The organism is Streptomyces sp. MS191, from assembly GCF_008042125.1.
Classification (GTDB): Bacteria; Actinomycetota; Actinomycetes; order Streptomycetales; family Streptomycetaceae; genus Streptomyces.
Genome location: NZ_RDBI01000040.1, coordinates 2285932 through 2302611, shown reverse-complemented (window position 1 = coordinate 2302611; position 16680 = coordinate 2285932). Strand labels below are relative to the sequence as shown.

Genomic DNA, 16680 nt, shown 5'->3' with positions numbered 1-16680 from the left:
GTGTACGCCGCGCCCTCCGCCCTGTGGCAGGAGTTCACCGGCGCGCCGTACACCCACCCCCAGATCCCCTACGTCGGACGCGCCGGCGCGCGGCTCGGCGCCACCCGGCTCGCCCGCCCCCGCGTCGTGGCGAACGTCCTCGACCACGGAGCGACCCCCGACGGCTCGACCGACTCGGCCCCGGCCCTCAACCGCGCCCTCGCCGCGGCGGGGGAGCGGGGCGGCGGCACGGTGCTCGTCCCGCCCGGTACGTACCGGATCGACGATCTGATCCACATCGGCCACAGCGGGGTCGTGCTGCGCGGCGCCGGCTCCGGCCGCACCACCCTGCGCGCGACCAGGAGCCTCACCGAACTCGTCGGCCCGTACGGCTCCCGCTACGGCGGCGACAAGTCCTCCTGGTCCTGGGCCGGCGGACTGATCTGGCTCAGCCCGCGCGCCCGCCACGCCTCCCTCCTCGCCGCGATACGGGAACGGGCCTGGCCCTTCGAGGGCTGGACCGGCAACCGGCGCGACGAGTGGACCTCCCTCACGACCGTCCACCCGGCCCGCCGCGGCGACTGGTCCGTGACCGTCGAGGACGCCGCCACGCTGCACCGCGGGCAACTGGTGCTGCTCCGCCTCGCGGACGACCCGGACCACACGCTCCTGGAGCACATGGCGGGCGACGGCCCGGGCGCGCGGGCGTACGTCTGGGACGACAAGACCAAGCTCACCAGCTACGTCCCCTACGAGTGGCCGGTGCGGATCACCCGGGTCCAGGGACGCCGGGTCACCTTCGAACGTCCGCTGCCCCTCGACGTCCGTCCGGAGTGGGACCCGCGTCTGACCACGCATGTGGCGGCGCTGACCGGTTCGGGCGTGGAAGGGATCACGCTGGAGGCCGTCGAGACGCCGCAGTCCCCGCACCTGCTGGACAAGGGCTTCAACGGCGTGACCTTCCAGTGCGCGTACGACTGCTGGGCGGACGACGTCGTCGTCCGGAACGTCGACAACGGCTTCGGCCTCGTCGCCGCCTCCGCCTGCACGCTGCGGCGCACCCGGGTGGAGGGCCGCGGCTCGCACCACCCGTACTTCTGCCGCGAGGGCTCGCACGACAACCTCGTCGAGGACTTCCGCGTCGCGGCCCGCACGGTCCCCGCCCCGCCCGGCACCCAGCTCCACGGCATCAACGTCGAGGGCCTGTCCAGCCACAACGTCTGGTCGCGCGGGGTGATGGAGATGGGCACCTTCGACACCCACCGGGGCATGCCGTTCGGCAACGTGCGGACGGAGATCACCGTCGAGAACGACGGGCGGCACGGCGGCGACGCCTCGGCGGGACCGCTCTACGGCGCCCGCTTCACCCACTGGAACGTGACCGTCACCAACGGGCGGGCCGGTCTCGTACGGATCGACACCATCGCGCCCCGCAGCGCGACGGTCGGCATCAGCGAGGTGCGGGAGTTCGACCAGATCGACGTCCCCGACTTCGCGGGCGACCTCCACGCGCGCCTGGAGGCGTACGGGGCTCCGGGGGCGGTGCGCCCCCGGAACCTGTACGAGGCACAGCGGAAGGTCCGGCGCTGACGGGAGGTCAGGCGCTGCCGGCGGGTCCGGGCGGGTCGGCGGGCGCGGCCTGCCCGGTCGACCGCCCGGGCTCGGCGGTGCGGACGGGTTCCGCGCCGGCGAGGGCGGGCTCGGGGAGGGTGGTCCCGGCGGCGGGCTCGGGGACGGGCAGGCCGGACACGGCCGGCTCGACCGGCCGCGCGGGTTCGGCCGACGGCCCCGGCTCGGCGGAATCGGAGGCGCCGGTCGCGGGGGCGGCCTTCGCCCCGTCCGGAGCGTCGTCCGCGAGGGCCCTGCGCAGCCGGGTCAGGTAGCCGACCGCCGAGACGGCGCCGATCACGGCGCAGGCCGCCCAGAGGACATCGGGTCCGGGCCCGTCGACGACCCAGCCGGCGAGGATCGGGGCGACGAAGCCCGCCACGGCCCAGGACATGCCCATCACGCCCTGGTACCGGCCCCGGGCGTGCTCCGGGGCGAGCTTGGCGGTGGCGGCGGCGTTCGTCGGGACGTGGACCATCTCGCCGATGGTCCAGACGACGACGGTCACGGCGAAGGCGACCGGGCTGCCGGCGAGCGCCGTGGCGCCGGTGCCGGCGGCGAACAGCAGTGAGGAGACCGCGAGCAGCGCGGCCGGCGACCGCTTGTCGGTGACCTTGTTGACCAGCAGCTGGAAGCCGACGATCACGACGCCGTTGACTGCGATGACCGCGCCGTACGAGGCGGTGGACAGGCCCTGCCCGGCCATGGTGAGCGGCAGGCCGATCCACGGGGCGGTGAAGACCAGGCAGACGAGGAGGTTGAGCAGGACCAGCGTGCGGAAGGGCGCGTCGCGCAGGACGTCGAGGACGCTGACGCGGTCCTCCGCGACGACCTCGCCTGCGGTGTCGCGGCGCGCTTCGGGCCGGGTCTCCGGGAGGCGGAGGAAGACGATCAGGGCGCACAGGGCGGTGGCGGCGGCGTCGACGACGAACAGCGTGCGGTAGCCGAGGAAGACCGCGGCGCCGCCGCCGAACGCGGCGATGGCGAAGCCGAGGTTCAGGGCCCAGTAGTTGAGCGCGTAGGCCCGGCGCAGGTCGGACTCGGGGACCATGTCGGCGATGGTGGCGTTGATGGACGGCCGGACGCCCTGCATGGCGACGCCCATCAGCAGGACGACGGCGGCGATGGCCCAGGCGTCGCGCACGACGGCGAGCGCGGCGGCGCAGGCCGCGGCCGCCAGGTGCATCGTGACCATGGTGGGGCGCCGGCCCCAGCGGTCGGTGAGCATGCCGCCGAGGGGGGAGCCCGCGACGCCGCCGAGGCCGTGGAGGGCGACGACGAGTCCGGCGAACCAGGCCGAGTGGCCGAGCTCCTGGGTGAGGTAGAGGGACAGGAAGGTGAGGACGAAGGCGCCCGTCCGGTTGACCAGGGTGGACAACCAGAGCCACCAGAAGCCACCGGGAAGGCCGGAGACGGTCGCGCGAGCTGATCGTCTGAGCGAGTCGATGGACATGTGTGGCCGGCCCCTAGCGTGTGTAAGTCCCTCTGGCGGTGATCGTAACTTACGCATCTCAGGTGCCGGACGCCAGCGAATTGACGGTGAGCGTCGAGCCTCAGGCGTGGATTAGGCTCGGGCGCATGGCCGACGCACCGTACAAGCTGATCCTCCTCCGCCACGGCGAGAGCGAGTGGAACGCCAAGAACCTGTTCACCGGCTGGGTGGACGTCAACCTCACCGAGAAGGGCGAGAAGGAGGCGGTCCGCGGCGGTGAGCTGCTCAAGGACGCCGGCCTGCTGCCCGACGTACTGCACACCTCGCTCCAGAAGCGCGCCATCCGCACCGCGCAGCTCGCGCTGGAGTCCGCGGACCGCCACTGGATCCCGGTCCACCGCAGCTGGCGCCTGAACGAGCGCCACTACGGCGCCCTCCAGGGCAAGGACAAGGCGCAGACGCTCGCCGAGTTCGGCGAGGAGCAGTTCATGCTCTGGCGCCGCTCGTACGACACCCCGCCGCCGCCGCTCGAGGACGGCACGGAGTTCTCGCAGTCCGACGACCCCCGCTACGCCACCATCCCGCCGGAGCTGCGCCCGCGGACGGAGTGCCTGAAGGACGTCGTCGACCGCATGCTGCCGTACTGGTACGACGGCATCGTCCCGGACCTGCTGGCCGGCCGCACGGTCCTGATCGCGGCCCACGGCAACAGCCTGCGCGCCCTGGTCAAGCACCTGGACGGCATCTCGGACGAGGCCATCGCGGGCCTGAACATCCCGACGGGCATCCCGCTGGCCTACGAGCTGGACGAGAACTTCAAGCCCCTCAAGCCGGGCGGCACCTACCTGGACCCCGAGGCGGCGGCCGCGGCGATCGAGGCCGTGAAGAACCAGGGAAAGAAGTAACCCTGACGCACGATGAGCCCCCGACCCGCCGTTCTCCGGCGGGACGGGGGCTTCTTCGTGTCCCGGGGTGACCCTGCGGACCCGGGGGGCGACGCCGGGCCAGGCCGGAGTTCCGCCCGCCGTAGGTCAGGGACACCGGGTCCCCGACCCGGGGTTGAAGCTGCCGCTGCGGCAGCTCGTACCGTCCTGAACAGGGCCGGAGACACCGCCCCGGTGACGCTTTCGTGAGGGAGGCGGCGATGGAGTGGCCGATCGCGGAGGTGGCCCGGATGTCGGGCGTGACAGCCCGGACACTGCGCCACAACGACGAGGGGGCCGGTGCAGAGCGAGGTCGACGCCCAGTTCCGGGCCCTGGCCGGGCTGCGGACGGTGTCCGCCGAGAGGTACCGCGCCCTCGGCCGTTCCTGCGTCGACAACGCGGCCCTGGCGCGCCGCGTACGAGGCGGTCGCCCCGGGCCTCGCCGCCTACCAGCGGGACGCCATCGAGGTGTACGTCACCTCCCGGCCGAGCTGACCCCGGGGGCGGTCCCGCCCGGGCCCGGGACCGGCAGCGCGTTCGTCCACGGAAGAAGCCCCCTCCCTCTTCGCCGGTTTCGGCGCGGGGAGGGGGCTTCCGCGCGTCCCGGCGGGGTACCCGCCCCGGGTCGAGGACGCGAGGCGACACGTTTCGTCGCCGGTGGGGCGGGCTGTGCGCGGTCCGGGGGCGGGCTCGGCGGCCCGTCGGGTCGCCTTCGTGTGCGAGAGCTTCGCAGATGTGCGAAGAAACGTGCAGAACAGTCGTTACCCGGATGTATCAGGCGTTTGGCGCAGTGCGCCGGGTGGCGCGACCGGTGGTGCGCCGGAGCCGGAAAGGGCTTGCTGGTGATCGCCGAACGGGTCGGTGTAGCTGTCAGTGAATGTCAGGGCCACGCCCGTCACCCATACGTGCCCGATGCAGGCGACAGTTACGGAAATGTCCGTACTGGGTAACGGGCCCCGGCCGGCCCGCCGGACAGCCCGGGGAGGCCGCAGAGTTTGGGTCCTCGGCCCGCACCGGACCGAGACCCGCACCGCTCTCACCAGCCTGTATCGGCTTGTGGGGCACTGTTCTTGAGGGGACATCACCCATGTCTGCTTCTTCGACCGCCCGCCGCGTCGCGGCGACCGCCCTCGCCGCCGGCGCCATCGTCTCCGCCGTCGCCCTGCCGGCCGCCGCCCACGACGGCGACCGTCACCGCCACCAGCCGCGGGTCGAGATCAGCCGCGTCCAGGCCGACAGCCCGGGACGTGACAACCGGTCCAACCGGTCGCTGAACGGCGAATGGGTCGAGATCACCAACAACACCCGCCACGCGGTGAACCTCCGTGGCTGGACCCTGAAGGACAACGACGGCAACCGCTACCGCTTCCGCGACTTCCGTCTCGGCGGCCGCGCCACCGTCCGGGTCCACACCGGCGTCGGCCACGACACCCGTACCGACGTCTTCCAGGACCGCCGCGACTACGTGTGGGACGACCGTGCCGACAAGGCGACCCTGCGCGACGAGCACGGCCGCACCGTGGACACCAAGTCCTGGAACAGCCGTCACCACCACCGTCGCTGACCCTCCTTCTCCTCGATGACCTCGTTCCTCCCGTGACCGGGAAGCGCTGATCCGGACGGCGCCCGACGAAAGCCCCCCAYCCGCCGACACGGCGGGTGGGGGGCTTCTCGTCGTGCCGCCGCCCGTGGAGCCGTCACCGCGCACGAAGCCCCTTCTCGCGCTCGACGGCGAGGGAAGGGGCCAAGGGGGCGGGGGGGGCTAGTTGTGTCCGCGAGGCGCGTGGCCGGCGGGGTTCTGGTTCTCGGAGTCCTGGGTCAGCGAGTTGCCCTGGCAGGTCGGCTGCTGGCCGCCTGGCTGGTGGCCGCCGTTGTTCGTACACGAGATGTCCACCGGCACGATCTTGGCGTCCGCGATCGAGGCGCCGCCGAGACCGAGTGCGAAGGCCGCCGCCGTCGCGGCGAGCGCGGCACCGATCCTCTTCGTCGTCGTGGTTCTGGTCATGTCGTCCTCGACTCCATCGGGTGCGGTACCCGCTGGCCACGCTTCTCGCACGGCGCTCCGCCTGTCAAGCCATTCCGGACAAGTCTGGTGAACCGGATGAACCAGTCGGTATCGCCGTTCGCGGATCGTCGCCGCCCAGGGGCGAACAATTGCCTGGGCGGTCGACACGAACGGTCGATATCGTCCCGCGCATGACTTCCACACTCCGCCTGGAGAAGATCACGCCCGCCAACGTGGGCGCCGCCCTGGAGCTGCGGGTCCGGCCCGACCAGGAGAAGAACGTCGCTCCGGTGGTGAAGTCGCTCGCCGAGGCGTACGCGTACGGCACCACGGCCTGGCCGCGGTTGATCTTCGACGGTGACGAGCTCGTCGGCTTCGTCATGGCCTTCGTCGACATCACGTGGGACGCCGAGAAGGAGCCCGTCGACCGGCGCAGCGGCCTGTGGCGGCTCAACATCGCGGCCGGCCGGCAGGGCCGCGGGTACGGGCGATTCGCGGTGGACGCGGTCCGCGCGGAGATCGTCCGCACCGGCGGCGACAGGATGTACGTCACCTGGGAGCCGGGGGAGCAGGGGCCCGAGGACTTCTACCTGAAGCTCGGATTCCGCCCGACCGGCGAATCCGCCGGGGGCCAGACGGTCGGCGTCCTCGACCTGACCTGACCAGACCAGACCAGACCTGGCCTGACCCGACCAGACCAGACCTGACCTGACCTGACCAGACCAGACCTGGCCTCGACCTGACCTGGCCTCGACCTGGCCTGGCCTCGACCTGACGGGAGCCGACCCGGCCGGAGCGGGAGAAGGGCCCCGCCCGGTTCGTCAGATACCCGGGCGGGGCCCTTCCGTCCCTGTGCCGCTCCGGGGCTAGCCGGAGCAGCCCCCGCACTGGCACGGCCCGCCGGACTGGCAGCCGCAGCCGCAGCCCGAGCCGCACCCGCAGGCGCCGAGAACGGGCAGGTACACCGGGTCGCGCGGCTCCTGCCGGGGGTCTGTGGTCGGGGATTCGGCCATGGGTCCCTCCTCGAAGGCGTAGGTCGCCTCTTCCCATTGCATGCCCATCGAACCGGGCGCATCAACGGCGCACAGAGGTGCGGCCCGTCCCCGCGTCGCCTCCGGGCGCCCTCCGCGGCATGCCGGGAAACGGTCCGGGGGCCGGCCCGGGGACAACCCGGGCCGGCCCCCGGGAGCCCCGCCCGGCTCCCCGTGCCGTTACGCGCCCTCGACCGGCGCGTCCGACTGCTGCAGCTCGTCCGCGTGCTCGCCCGTCACCAGGTACACCACGCGCTTCGCGACCGACACCGCGTGGTCCGCGAACCGCTCGTAGTAGCGGCCCAGCAGCGTCACGTCCACGGCCGTCTCGATGCCGTGCTTCCAGCGGTCGTCCATCAGGTGCTGGAAGAGCGTCCGGTGCAGCAGGTCCATCTCGTCGTCGTCCTGCTCCAGCTGGAGCGCCAGGTCGACGTCCTTCGTGATGATGACCTCCGCGGCCTTCGCCATCAGGCGCTGCGCCAGCTGCCCCATCTCCAGGATCGTGGCGTGCAGGTCCCGCGGCACGGCCGTGTCCGGGAAGCGCAGCCGCGCGAGCTTCGCGACGTGCTGGGCCAGGTCGCCCGAGCGCTCCAGGTCGGCGCTCATCCGCAGCGAGGTGACCACGATCCGCAGGTCCGTCGCCACCGGCTGCTGCCGCGCGAGCAGGGCTATCGCCCGGGCCTCCAGGTCGTGCTGGAGGTCGTCGACCTTCTGGTCGGCCGCGATGACGGTCTCGGCGAGCTTCAGGTCCGCGTCGAGCATCGCCGTCGTGGCGCGTCCGATCGCCGACCCGACGAGCCGGGCCATCTCGACCAGGCTCTCTCCGATCGAGTCGAGTTCCTCGTGGTACGCGTCCCGCATGGGTGTCCCTCTTTCTCCGCGGCAGTCCTGGGTCCGGGTGGGGCTCGGACCCCACGCTCCCACGTTCGGACCCGTACGCGTCCGGCTCCTCCCGCCCATGTGAACCGGCTCTTTACCCCCGGTGAACTCTGGGCGACGCGCGCCGCCCCTTCCACCAGGTCAAATGAACCGGCACCGTCCCCAGGGTGAACTCTGGGCGACGACTGTTCGAGCAGCCACTCGGACGGCTGGGAGAGTGTCCCTCACCCCGCATAACCTGGATGGCATGGACGTGAACGCGGCGGTCGCCGCATTGGCAGCGATCGCCGGGGTGTGCACCGGCGTGATCGCCATGCTGGCGTTCCGCTGGAGCGAACGCGACCAGGCGCGGCCCACCCGGACCTCGCTGCACACCGACGCGGTGCTGCCGCCCGGGGTCGACACGGTGCTGTCCGTGCTGCGCTCCTCCGCTGTGGTGCTCGACGAGAGCGACTCGGTGGTCAAGGCCAGCTCGGCGGCGTACGCCCTCGGCCTGGTCCGCGGCGGGAAGCTGGCCGTCGAGCCGATGCTCAACATGGCCCGGGACACCCGCCGTGACGGGGAGATACGCCAGGTCGAGCTGGATCTGCCCCGGCGCGGTACCAGCCGTGTCGAGGCCCTCGCGGTCTCCGCCCGGGTGGCGCCCCTCGGCTCCCGCCTGGTGCTGCTGCTGGTCGAGGACCTGACCGAGGCCCGCCGCATCGAGGCGGTACGGCGCGACTTCGTCGCCAACGTCAGCCACGAGCTCAAGACCCCGACCGGCGCGCTGTCCCTGCTCTCCGAGGCCGTCATGGACGCCTCGGACGACCCCGAGGCGGTCACCCGCTTCGCCGGCCGGATGCAGATCGAGGCGACCCGCCTGACCAACCTCGTACAGGAGCTCATCGACCTCTCGCGGGTGCAGAACGACGACCCGCTGGAGGACTCGGAGCCGGTACGGGTCGACGAGCTCGTCGCCGAGGCCATCGACCGCTCCCGCCACACGGCCTCCACCAAACAGATCACCATGGCCTCCGGCGGCACCGCCGACCTGCGCGTCTGGGGCAGCCGCGGCCAGCTCGCCGCCGCCCTCGGCAACCTCGTCGAGAACGCCGTCAACTACTCGCCGGCCCACACCCGCGTGGGTGTCGCGGCCCGCAAGATCGCCGCGCCCGGCGGCGACCTGATCGAGATAGCCGTCACCGACCAGGGCATCGGCATCCCCGACAAGGACAAGGAGCGCATCTTCGAGCGCTTCTACCGCGTCGACCCGGCCCGCTCCCGTGCGACGGGCGGTACGGGCCTCGGCCTGGCCATCGTCAAGCACGTCGCCGCCTCGCACGGCGGTGAGGTCACCGTCTGGAGCACCGAAGGCCAGGGCTCCACCTTCACCCTGCGGCTGCCCGAGGCGGGCTCCGCGCGGGACCGTCGTCCGCCCGACTCACCCACCCCCGATCTCATGACCGAACCGCTCCCTGCCCCGGAGGTCCTTCCGTGACCCGAGTGCTCGTCGTCGAGGATGAGGAATCCTTCAGCGACGCCCTGTCGTACATGCTCCGCAAGGAAGGCTTCGAGGTCGCGGTCGCCGCGACCGGGCCCGACGGACTCGACGAGTTCGAGCGCAACGGAGCGGACCTCGTCCTCCTCGACCTGATGCTGCCGGGTCTGCCCGGTACCGAGGTGTGCCGCCAGCTGCGCGGCCGCTCGAACGTCCCGGTGATCATGGTGACCGCCAAGGACAGCGAGATCGACAAGGTCGTCGGCCTGGAGATAGGAGCCGACGACTACGTGACCAAGCCGTTCTCCTCGCGGGAGCTGGTCGCGCGCATCCGCGCCGTCCTGCGCCGCCGCGGCGAGCCGGAGGAGGTCACCCCGGCGGCCCTGGAGGCCGGCCCGGTCCGGATGGACGTGGACCGGCACGTCGTCACGGTCTCCGGCGGCAAGGTCGACCTCCCGCTGAAGGAGTTCGACCTGCTGGAGATGCTGCTGCGGAACGCGGGCCGCGTGCTGACCCGCATGCAGCTCATCGACCGGGTCTGGGGCGCGGACTACGTCGGCGACACCAAGACCCTCGACGTCCACGTCAAGCGCCTGCGGGCGAAGATCGAGCCCGACCCGGGCGCGCCGCGGTACCTGGTCACGGTCCGCGGGCTCGGCTACAAGTTCGAGCCGTAGACCGGCAGCCCCCACGGAAGCAGAAGAAGGGGCGCCCCACCGGAATCCTCCGGTGGGGCGCCCCTTCTTCGTGCGTGGCTCAGTGGCCGGCCGCGTGGCTGGCCTCGCCCGAGGGCTCGCCGGACGGGGTGCCCGACGGCGTGCCCGAGGGGGTGCCCGACGGCGTGGTGGTCGGCGCGGTGACCGGCGGCTTCGGGAGCTCGCTCGGGCCGTACTCCTTGAAGTAGCTGGTCGCGGGCACGACGAAGGCGCTCAGGCCCACCTCGCCGGTCTGGCTCAGCTTGAAGACGACCTGCTGGGAGTCGCCGTCCTTCACGGCCTCGTGGCCGTTCTCGATCACGGCGGAGGCGTTGCCCTTGCCGCCGATGAGGACGGAGCCGCCCGCGGGGACCGTGATCGGTCCGGCGCCTTCGGCGGCCTTGAGCTTCACCGTCGCCGCGGAGCCCGGCAGGGTGATCGCGTCGATGGTCTGCTGCGTGCTGCCGTTGTTGAAGACGGTGGCCGAGACGACGGCCGGGCCCGCGGTGGTGAGCCCGGGCTGCGTGATGACCACGGCGTTCTGGACCTTGATGTCCTCGACGGTGACGGCGGCGTTGTCGGGCTGCACCTGGAGGGTCTGCGCGTCATTGCCCGCGCCACACGCGGACAGGGCGGCGATCGAGAACACGACGGCGGTGGCGGCGAGGGCGCCGCGTCGAAGGCTGCGGCTCACGGCGGCGGCATCTCCTAGGACGTACGGACAGACAGTGGACTGCCTGCTGCGCAGGCCCGGGGACCGGCAGCGGACGAAGGTGGAGCTAAGGGTGTGTCAGCGCGCTTAGGTTACCGAGCCGCACTCTCCGTCCCGCACCCGACCCRCCCCTTCGAGCCTCCTCCCGCTCGCTCGGGGCCCTCCGGATGGCCGGATACGGCCCATTGACCTGTCGTTCACAAAACCGCCTTGATCAATTCGGCGGCCGTCCGCGCATTCCGCCGCCGGCGCCCCGGGAAATCCCGCTCGGCTCACCCGTTGATCAATTCGGGATTCGATCCGGCTTGCATCCGTACGAGTGACCGATCCTCGAACGGAGTGCCTGGAGATGCCCGCCACGAACCCGGCAAAACGGGACATCCTCCCTCTCGTCAGGACGCCCGGACGGGTGTAACGTGCGCGTTTCTCTGCGTCCACGCAGCGGCTCCGACCTGCGAATACCGCCTTCCGGAAGCTCTCCGCAGCACGATCGTGTTGCTGTTGTCAAGCCCCGAGATATGCCCTGACCTGCGAAAACGCCATTCAGAAGAAGCCGTATCCGTGTTACCCTGGATAGCCACGGAAGGGGTACCTGTCACATGACGTTCAAGGTTGGCGACACCGTGGTCTATCCCCATCACGGGGCCGCGCTGATCGAGGCCATCGAAACTCGCCAGATCAAAGGCGTGGACAAGACCTACTTGGTGCTCAAGGTCGCCCAGGGCGACCTGACGGTTCGTGTGCCGGCGGACAATGCGGAGTTCGTCGGTGTTCGCGATGTTGTCGGTCAGGATGGGCTGGACCGGGTCTTCGAGGTGCTGCGTGCACCGTACGCCGAAGAGCCCACCAACTGGTCCCGTCGCTACAAGGCGAACCTCGAGAAGCTCGCCTCCGGCGATGTCATCAAGGTCGCCGAAGTAGTGCGCGACCTGTGGCGCCGGGAGCGGGAGCGCGGTCTCTCCGCAGGTGAGAAGCGCATGCTCGCCAAGGCGCGGCAGATCCTGGTGAGCGAGCTCGCGCTCGCGGAGAACACCAACGAGGACAAGGCCGAGGCTCTCCTCGACGAGGTCCTCGCGTCCTGATCAAGAAGCGATGCCGCGGTGCCCGCTGACGTGCTGTGAAGATCACAGTGCCGTCGCCGGGCGCTGCGGCATGTCCGCGTCTTTTCGCTGCACGGCGTGTCGGTGACCCATGTCGCCACCGCGCCGAAGCGGTCGATCCCGGCACCGACCTCACCGTCGGTGCCGACGTAACCCCTGTCCCCTGATCCCGTCCCCTCGCGCCGTCTTCCCCTGTGTCCGCGCGGAACGCCTCCGACCGTCGTCACGGAAAGGGCCCGGTCGAGGCGTCGCGTCGGTGCTCTCCGGCCCATGGCCGGGGTTGCCCTGAGGGCCATACCCATGTCGGCCGAGGAAACAAACCTGCCGGAGTGGAACCGATGACAGACCAGACGCGTCCCGCGCGAACCGCCGCGGTGATCCCCGCGGCGGGCCGGGGCGTACGGCTCGGCCCGGGCGCCCCCAAGGCGCTCCGCGCGCTGAACGGCACCCCCATGCTCATCCACGCCGTCCGGGCGATGGCCGCCTCCCGCGCCGTCTCCCTGGTCGTCGTGGTCGCGCCCTCCGACGGAGCCGCGGAGGTCAAGAACCTCCTCGACACCCACGCCCTGCCCGAACGGACCGACTACCTCGTCGTCCCCGGCGGCGAGACCCGCCAGGAGTCCGTACGCCTCGGCCTCGAGGCACTCCCCGAGGGCATCACCACCGTCCTCGTCCACGACGCGGCCCGCCCGCTGGTCCCCGTCGACACGGTCGACGCCGTCGTCGAGGCCGTCCGCGACGGGGCCGTCGCCGTCGTCCCCGCCCTGCCGGTCGCCGACACCGTCAAGGAGGTCGAACCCGCCGAGGAGAAGGGCCGGCCCGAGCAGGTCGTCGCCACTCCCGAGCGCTCCCGGCTGCGCGCCGTGCAGACCCCGCAGGGCTTCGACCGCGACACGCTCGTCAACGCCCACGCCACCATCGCCCTCACCGGCGACGGCGCCACCGACGACGCCGGCATGGTCGAACGGCTCGGCGCCCCCGTCGTGGTCGTCCCCGGCCACGAAGAGGCGTTCAAGGTGACCCGCCCCCTCGACCTCGTCCTCGCCGAGGCCGTACTCGCCCGCAGGAGGGCCAACGATGGCTTCTGAGCCGACGCCGACGCCGACGCCGACGCCGTACACGCCGCCGCTGCCGCGCACCGGCATCGGCACCGACGTCCACGCCTTCGAGCAGGGCCGCCCCCTGTGGTGCGCCGGTCTCCTCTGGGAGGAGTCCGACAGCGACGGGTTCGGCCTCGCCGGCCACTCGGACGGCGACGTCGCCGCCCACGCCGCGTGCGACGCCCTCTTCTCCGCCGCCGGCATCGGCGACCTCGGCGCCCACTTCGGCACCTCCCGCCCCGAGTGGTCCGGCGCCTCCGGCGTCACCCTGCTCACCGAGGCCGCCCGCATCGTCCGCGCCGAGGGCTACGAGATCGGCAACGTCGCCGTCCAGGTGATCGGTGTCCGCCCCAAGGTCGGCAAGCGCCGCGACGAGGCCCAGAAGGTCCTGAGCGAGGCGATCGGCGCCCCGGTCTCCGTCTCCGGCACCACCACCGACGGCCTCGGCCTGACCGGTCGCGCCGAAGGACTCGCCGCCCTCGCCACCGCCCTGGTGGTCCGCGTCGGCGACCCTGCCGGTCGGTAGCCCGCGGGCCGCCGTCCGGAAAGCCCCGCCCGGCCCGTGGCGCGCACCCGCGAAGGGCACGCGCCGCGGAGCCGTACGGGCGCACCCGCGCCCGCCCACCGCGAAAAAGACCCCCCGGGGCCGGGAATCGGTCGCGGGGCACTACCACACGCCCACTACCCTGGTGTGGTGACCATTCGCCTGTACGACACCAACGCCCGGCAGATCCGTGACTTCAACCCCCTCACACCGGGCTGTGTCTCGATCTACCTCTGTGGTGCCACCGTTCAGGCGGCCCCGCACATCGGCCACATCCGCTCGGGGCTGAACTTCGACATCATGCGCCGCTGGTTCGAGTACCGCGGCTACGACGTCACGTTCATCCGCAACGTCACCGACATCGACGACAAGATCATCGCCAAGGCCGCCGACCAGGGCCGCCCCTGGTGGTCCATCGGCTACGAGAACGAGCGCGCCTTCAACGACGGCTACGACGCCCTCGGTTGCCTGCCGCCCACCTACGAGCCGCGCGCCACCGGGCACGTCCCCGAGATGATCGAGATGATGCGCGGCCTCATCGAGCGCGGCCACGCCTACGAGGCCGACGGCAGCGTCTACTTCGACGTGCGCTCCTTCCCGGGCTACCTCGAACTCTCCAACCAGGACATCGACGACCTGCGCCAGCCCGACGAGGGCGTCGCCGGCAAGCGCGACCCGCGCGACTTCGCCATGTGGAAGGCCACCAAGCCGGGCGAGCCCGACTGGGAGACGCCCTGGGGCCGCGGCCGCCCCGGCTGGCACCTGGAGTGCTCGGCCATGGCCCACAAGTACCTGGGCTCCGCCTTCGACATCCACGGCGGCGGCCTCGACCTGATCTTCCCGCACCACGAGAACGAGATCGCCCAGGCCAAGGCCTTCGGCGACGCCTTCGCCTCGTACTGGGTGCACAACGCCTGGGTCACCATGAGCGGCGAGAAGATGTCGAAGTCGCTCGGCAACTCGGTCCTCGTGTCCGAGATGGTCAAGAACTGGCGCCCCATCGTCCTGCGCTACTACCTCGGCACCCCGCACTACCGCTCGATGATCGAGTACAGCGAGGACTCTCTGCGCGAGGCCGAGTCCGCGTTCGCGCGCATCGAGGGCTTCGTCCAGCGCGTCACCGAGAAGGCCGGCAAGACCGTCGCCCCCGCCGCCGACGTGCCCCCGGCCTTCGCCGAGGCCATGGACGACGACCTCGGCGTGCCGCACGCGCTCGCGATCATCCACACCACTGTGCGGCAGGGCAACAGCGCCCTCGCCGCCGACGACAAGGACGAGGCCATCGCCCGCCTCGCCGAGGTCCGCGCCATGCTCGGCGTCCTGGGCCTGGACCCCCTCGACCCCCACTGGGCCGAGGAGACCGACCGCGGCGAGGAACTCCACGGCGTCGTCGACACTCTCGTACGCCTCGTGCTCCAGCAGCGCGAGTCGGCCCGGGAACGCAAGGACTGGACGACCGCCGACGCCATCCGCGACCAGCTCACGCAGTCCGGCCTCGCCATCGAGGACAGCCCGGACGGCCCCCGCTGGACGCTGGGCAACCGCTGATGATGTGCCGCTCGGGGAGCCGGGCGGCACACTTCACTTACAGACCTATGTACGCAACACCGAGGATTAGGTAGTCATGGCCGGGAACAGCCAGCGCAGGAACCGCCGCACGTCCAACAAGAAGGGCGCGACGGTCGGCAGCGGTGGCCAGCGGCGCAAGGGCCTCGAGGGCAAGGGCCCCACGCCGCCCGCCTCCGCCCGCAAGGGTCACAAGAAGAACCGCGTCGCCAACGCCCAGGCCAAGCACGCCGCCGCCCGCCGCCCATCTCGGAGGTGCCCTTGGGGCCGCCGCGGCGGCCCCAAGGGCACCTCCGAGATGGTCGTCGGCCGCAACCCGGTCTTCGAGGCGCTCCGCGACGGCGTGCCCGCCACCACGCTCTTCGTCCAGCAGTACATCGACAACGACGAGCGCGTCCGCGACGTCCTCAAGCTCGCCGGCGACCGCGGCAACATCAACCTGATGGAAGCCCCCCGCGCCGAGCTCGACCGGATGACCAACGGGCTCAACCACCAGGGCCTCGTCCTCCAGGTCCCGCCGTACGAGTACGCGCACCCCGAGGACCTCACCGCCGCCGCGTACGACAACCACGAGGACCCGCTGATCGTCGCCCTCGACGGCGTCACCGACCCGCGCAACCTCGGCGCCATCGTCCGCTCCGTCTCCGCCTTCGGCGGCCACGGCGTCGTCGTCCCCGAGCGCCGCGCCGCCGGCATGACCGCCGGCGCCTGGAAGTCCTCCGCCGGCACCGCCGCCCGCACCCCCGTCTCCCGCGTCACCAACCTGACCCGGGCGCTCGAGGGCTACCAGAAGGAAGGCCTGACGGTCGTCGGCCTCGCCGCCGACGGCGAGCACACCGTCGAGGACCTCGAAGCGCTCGACGGCCCCGTCGTCATCGTCATCGGCAGCGAGGGCAAGGGCCTCGGCCGCCTCGTCGGCGAGACCTGCGACTACCGCGTCCGGATCTCCATGCCCGGTGGCGCCGAGTCGCTGAACGCGGGCGTCGCCGCGGGCATCGTCCTCTACGAGGTCGCCCGCCGCCGCGCCCACTGACGCACCCCCGCGCGCCCCGCGCACACGCCGTACCGGAACGGGCCCAGCTCCCTGAGCTGGGCCCTTTCCCACCGCGGGCGATCTTGACGGGTCTCGGACATTCCGAGCCCGTCAAGGCAGTGTCCTAACCCCGCGTCACTCGGTTAGATGAGTGTGGACACCAGAACGCCCCGGCCGGGGTTCGACGATCAGCCCGCGCTGAGCATGCTCAAAGTGGATTCCGATCCCGCGCAGGTCATCGTGAACCACGCCAGCTTCCGTGTGCGGCTCGCACCGGCCCACCAGCCGAAGTTCGCCGCCGCCCCCCGGATCTCCAGCCTCGGCGGAGCCCCCGCGGGCGCAGCCGCGGGCCGCCGTCGCCCCGTCGTGTGGACCGGCAAGTCCGCGCCCGGCGACCCCGGCGCGACCGGACTGCTCCAGGCCATGCGCGAGTCCTCCGTCTCCACCCTGGAGCCCCCCGCCCGCCTCGACGCCGGCGCCACCGGGCATGGAGATCCGGACGCGGTAGTCGCAGGTCTCGCCGACGAGGCGGCCGAGGCCCTTGCCCTCGCTGCCGATGACGATGACGACGGGGCCGTCGAGCGCTTCGAGGTCC

The 16680-nt window shown here is 71.8% G+C and carries 15 protein-coding genes and 2 pseudogenes; 12 read left to right on the top strand and 5 right to left on the bottom strand.

The annotated features are described in order from the left end of the window. Positions 1–1569 (top strand): glycoside hydrolase family 55 protein, encoded by a 1569-nt coding sequence (locus EAO71_RS17535; protein WP_147978579.1) that lies wholly within the window; start codon positions 1–3, stop codon positions 1567–1569. Between the two features lie 7 nt (positions 1570–1576). On the opposite strand, the gene EAO71_RS17530 is transcribed toward EAO71_RS17535, so the two are convergent. Continuing rightward, on the bottom strand, positions 1577–3040 hold the full coding sequence (locus EAO71_RS17530) for an MDR family MFS transporter (protein ID WP_147978578.1): 1464 nt from the start codon (positions 3038–3040) through the stop codon (positions 1577–1579). A 125-nt stretch (positions 3041–3165) separates the two neighbouring features. On the opposite strand from EAO71_RS17530, the gene EAO71_RS17525 reads away from it, so the two are divergent. From EAO71_RS17525 to EAO71_RS17515, 3 genes and pseudogenes are all read left to right on the top strand, one after another. Further along, entirely contained in the window at positions 3166–3924 is a 759-nt protein-coding gene (locus tag EAO71_RS17525) for a phosphoglyceromutase (protein ID WP_147978577.1), read from the top strand. A 315-nt stretch (positions 3925–4239) separates the two neighbouring features. Further along, positions 4240–4438: pseudogene (locus EAO71_RS38865) on the top strand (TipAS antibiotic-recognition domain-containing protein); the annotation flags it as partial. A 592-nt stretch (positions 4439–5030) separates the two neighbouring features. Then, the gene (locus EAO71_RS17515) at positions 5031–5507 is read left to right on the top strand and encodes a lamin tail domain-containing protein (protein ID WP_147978576.1); all 477 of its coding nucleotides are present in this window, start codon (positions 5031–5033) and stop codon (positions 5505–5507) included. A gap of 198 nt (positions 5508–5705) precedes the next feature. On the opposite strand, the gene EAO71_RS17510 is transcribed toward EAO71_RS17515, so the two are convergent. Beyond that, on the bottom strand, positions 5706–5948 hold the full coding sequence (locus EAO71_RS17510; protein ID WP_147978575.1) for a hypothetical protein: 243 nt from the start codon (positions 5946–5948) through the stop codon (positions 5706–5708). Between the two features lie 191 nt (positions 5949–6139). On the opposite strand from EAO71_RS17510, the gene EAO71_RS17505 reads away from it, so the two are divergent. Beyond that, a complete protein-coding gene (locus tag EAO71_RS17505; RefSeq protein ID WP_147978574.1) occupies positions 6140–6610 on the top strand; it encodes a GNAT family N-acetyltransferase in 471 nt (156 codons plus the stop codon). Positions 6611–7159: 549 nt separating this feature from the next. Here EAO71_RS17505 and phoU read toward each other — a convergent pair. Then, positions 7160–7840 carry a phosphate signaling complex protein PhoU gene (gene phoU, locus EAO71_RS17500; protein ID WP_147978573.1) on the bottom strand — a complete coding sequence of 227 codons (681 nt, stop codon included), beginning with the start codon at positions 7838–7840 and terminating at the stop codon, positions 7160–7162. A 265-nt stretch (positions 7841–8105) separates the two neighbouring features. Between phoU and EAO71_RS17495 the strand changes: the two genes are divergently transcribed. Beyond that, positions 8106–9335, top strand: a complete 1230-nt coding sequence (locus EAO71_RS17495; protein ID WP_147978572.1) for a sensor histidine kinase — start codon at positions 8106–8108, stop codon at positions 9333–9335. Further along, a complete protein-coding gene (locus EAO71_RS17490) occupies positions 9332–10012 on the top strand; it encodes a response regulator transcription factor (protein WP_017242433.1) in 681 nt (226 codons plus the stop codon). Before EAO71_RS17495 ends, EAO71_RS17490 begins: the two co-directional genes overlap by 4 nt. A gap of 79 nt (positions 10013–10091) precedes the next feature. On the opposite strand, the gene EAO71_RS17485 is transcribed toward EAO71_RS17490, so the two are convergent. Continuing rightward, complete coding sequence (locus EAO71_RS17485) at positions 10092–10724, bottom strand: DUF461 domain-containing protein (RefSeq protein WP_147978571.1); 633 nt, start codon at positions 10722–10724, stop codon at positions 10092–10094. A gap of 617 nt (positions 10725–11341) precedes the next feature. Here EAO71_RS17485 and EAO71_RS17475 point away from each other — a divergent pair. From EAO71_RS17475 to rlmB, 5 genes are all read left to right on the top strand, one after another. Beyond that, complete coding sequence (locus EAO71_RS17475; RefSeq protein WP_003953493.1) at positions 11342–11824, top strand: CarD family transcriptional regulator; 483 nt, start codon at positions 11342–11344, stop codon at positions 11822–11824. A gap of 356 nt (positions 11825–12180) precedes the next feature. After that, on the top strand, positions 12181–12930 hold the full coding sequence (ispD, locus tag EAO71_RS17470; RefSeq protein ID WP_147978570.1) for a 2-C-methyl-D-erythritol 4-phosphate cytidylyltransferase: 750 nt from the start codon (positions 12181–12183) through the stop codon (positions 12928–12930). Then, a complete protein-coding gene (gene ispF / locus EAO71_RS17465) occupies positions 12920–13468 on the top strand; it encodes a 2-C-methyl-D-erythritol 2,4-cyclodiphosphate synthase (protein WP_147978569.1) in 549 nt (182 codons plus the stop codon). Before ispD ends, ispF begins: the two co-directional genes overlap by 11 nt. Before the next feature lie 168 nt (positions 13469–13636). Beyond that, positions 13637–15034 carry a cysteine--tRNA ligase gene (gene cysS, locus EAO71_RS17460; protein ID WP_147978568.1) on the top strand — a complete coding sequence of 466 codons (1398 nt, stop codon included), beginning with the start codon at positions 13637–13639 and terminating at the stop codon, positions 15032–15034. 76 nt (positions 15035–15110) lie between these two features. Beyond that, on the top strand, positions 15111–16085 hold the full coding sequence (gene rlmB, locus EAO71_RS17455) for a 23S rRNA (guanosine(2251)-2'-O)-methyltransferase RlmB (protein ID WP_147978567.1): 975 nt from the start codon (positions 15111–15113) through the stop codon (positions 16083–16085). Positions 16086–16544: 459 nt separating this feature from the next. On the opposite strand, the pseudogene EAO71_RS39675 reads toward rlmB, so the two are convergent. Further along, positions 16545–16680: pseudogene (locus EAO71_RS39675) on the bottom strand (23S rRNA (guanosine(2251)-2'-O)-methyltransferase RlmB); the annotation flags it as partial.

Bases quoted from the DNA above. Each gene is read 5' to 3' on its own strand.
- rlmB (WP_147978567.1), top strand. From the start codon at position 15,111: ATGGCCGGGAACAGCCAGCGCAGGAACCGCCGCACGTCCAACAAGAAG.
- EAO71_RS17510 (WP_147978575.1), bottom strand. From the start codon at position 5,948: ATGACCAGAACCACGACGACGAAGAGGATCGGTGCCGCGCTCGCCGCG.
- EAO71_RS17495 (WP_147978572.1), top strand. From the start codon at position 8,106: ATGGACGTGAACGCGGCGGTCGCCGCATTGGCAGCGATCGCCGGGGTG.
- ispF (WP_147978569.1), top strand. From the start codon at position 12,920: ATGGCTTCTGAGCCGACGCCGACGCCGACGCCGACGCCGTACACGCCG.
- EAO71_RS17505 (WP_147978574.1), top strand. From the start codon at position 6,140: ATGACTTCCACACTCCGCCTGGAGAAGATCACGCCCGCCAACGTGGGC.
- EAO71_RS17475 (WP_003953493.1), top strand. From the start codon at position 11,342: ATGACGTTCAAGGTTGGCGACACCGTGGTCTATCCCCATCACGGGGCC.
- phoU (WP_147978573.1), bottom strand. From the start codon at position 7,840: ATGCGGGACGCGTACCACGAGGAACTCGACTCGATCGGAGAGAGCCTG.
- EAO71_RS17530 (WP_147978578.1), bottom strand. From the start codon at position 3,040: ATGTCCATCGACTCGCTCAGACGATCAGCTCGCGCGACCGTCTCCGGC.
- ispD (WP_147978570.1), top strand. From the start codon at position 12,181: ATGACAGACCAGACGCGTCCCGCGCGAACCGCCGCGGTGATCCCCGCG.
- EAO71_RS17515 (WP_147978576.1), top strand. From the start codon at position 5,031: ATGTCTGCTTCTTCGACCGCCCGCCGCGTCGCGGCGACCGCCCTCGCC.
- EAO71_RS17525 (WP_147978577.1), top strand. From the start codon at position 3,166: ATGGCCGACGCACCGTACAAGCTGATCCTCCTCCGCCACGGCGAGAGC.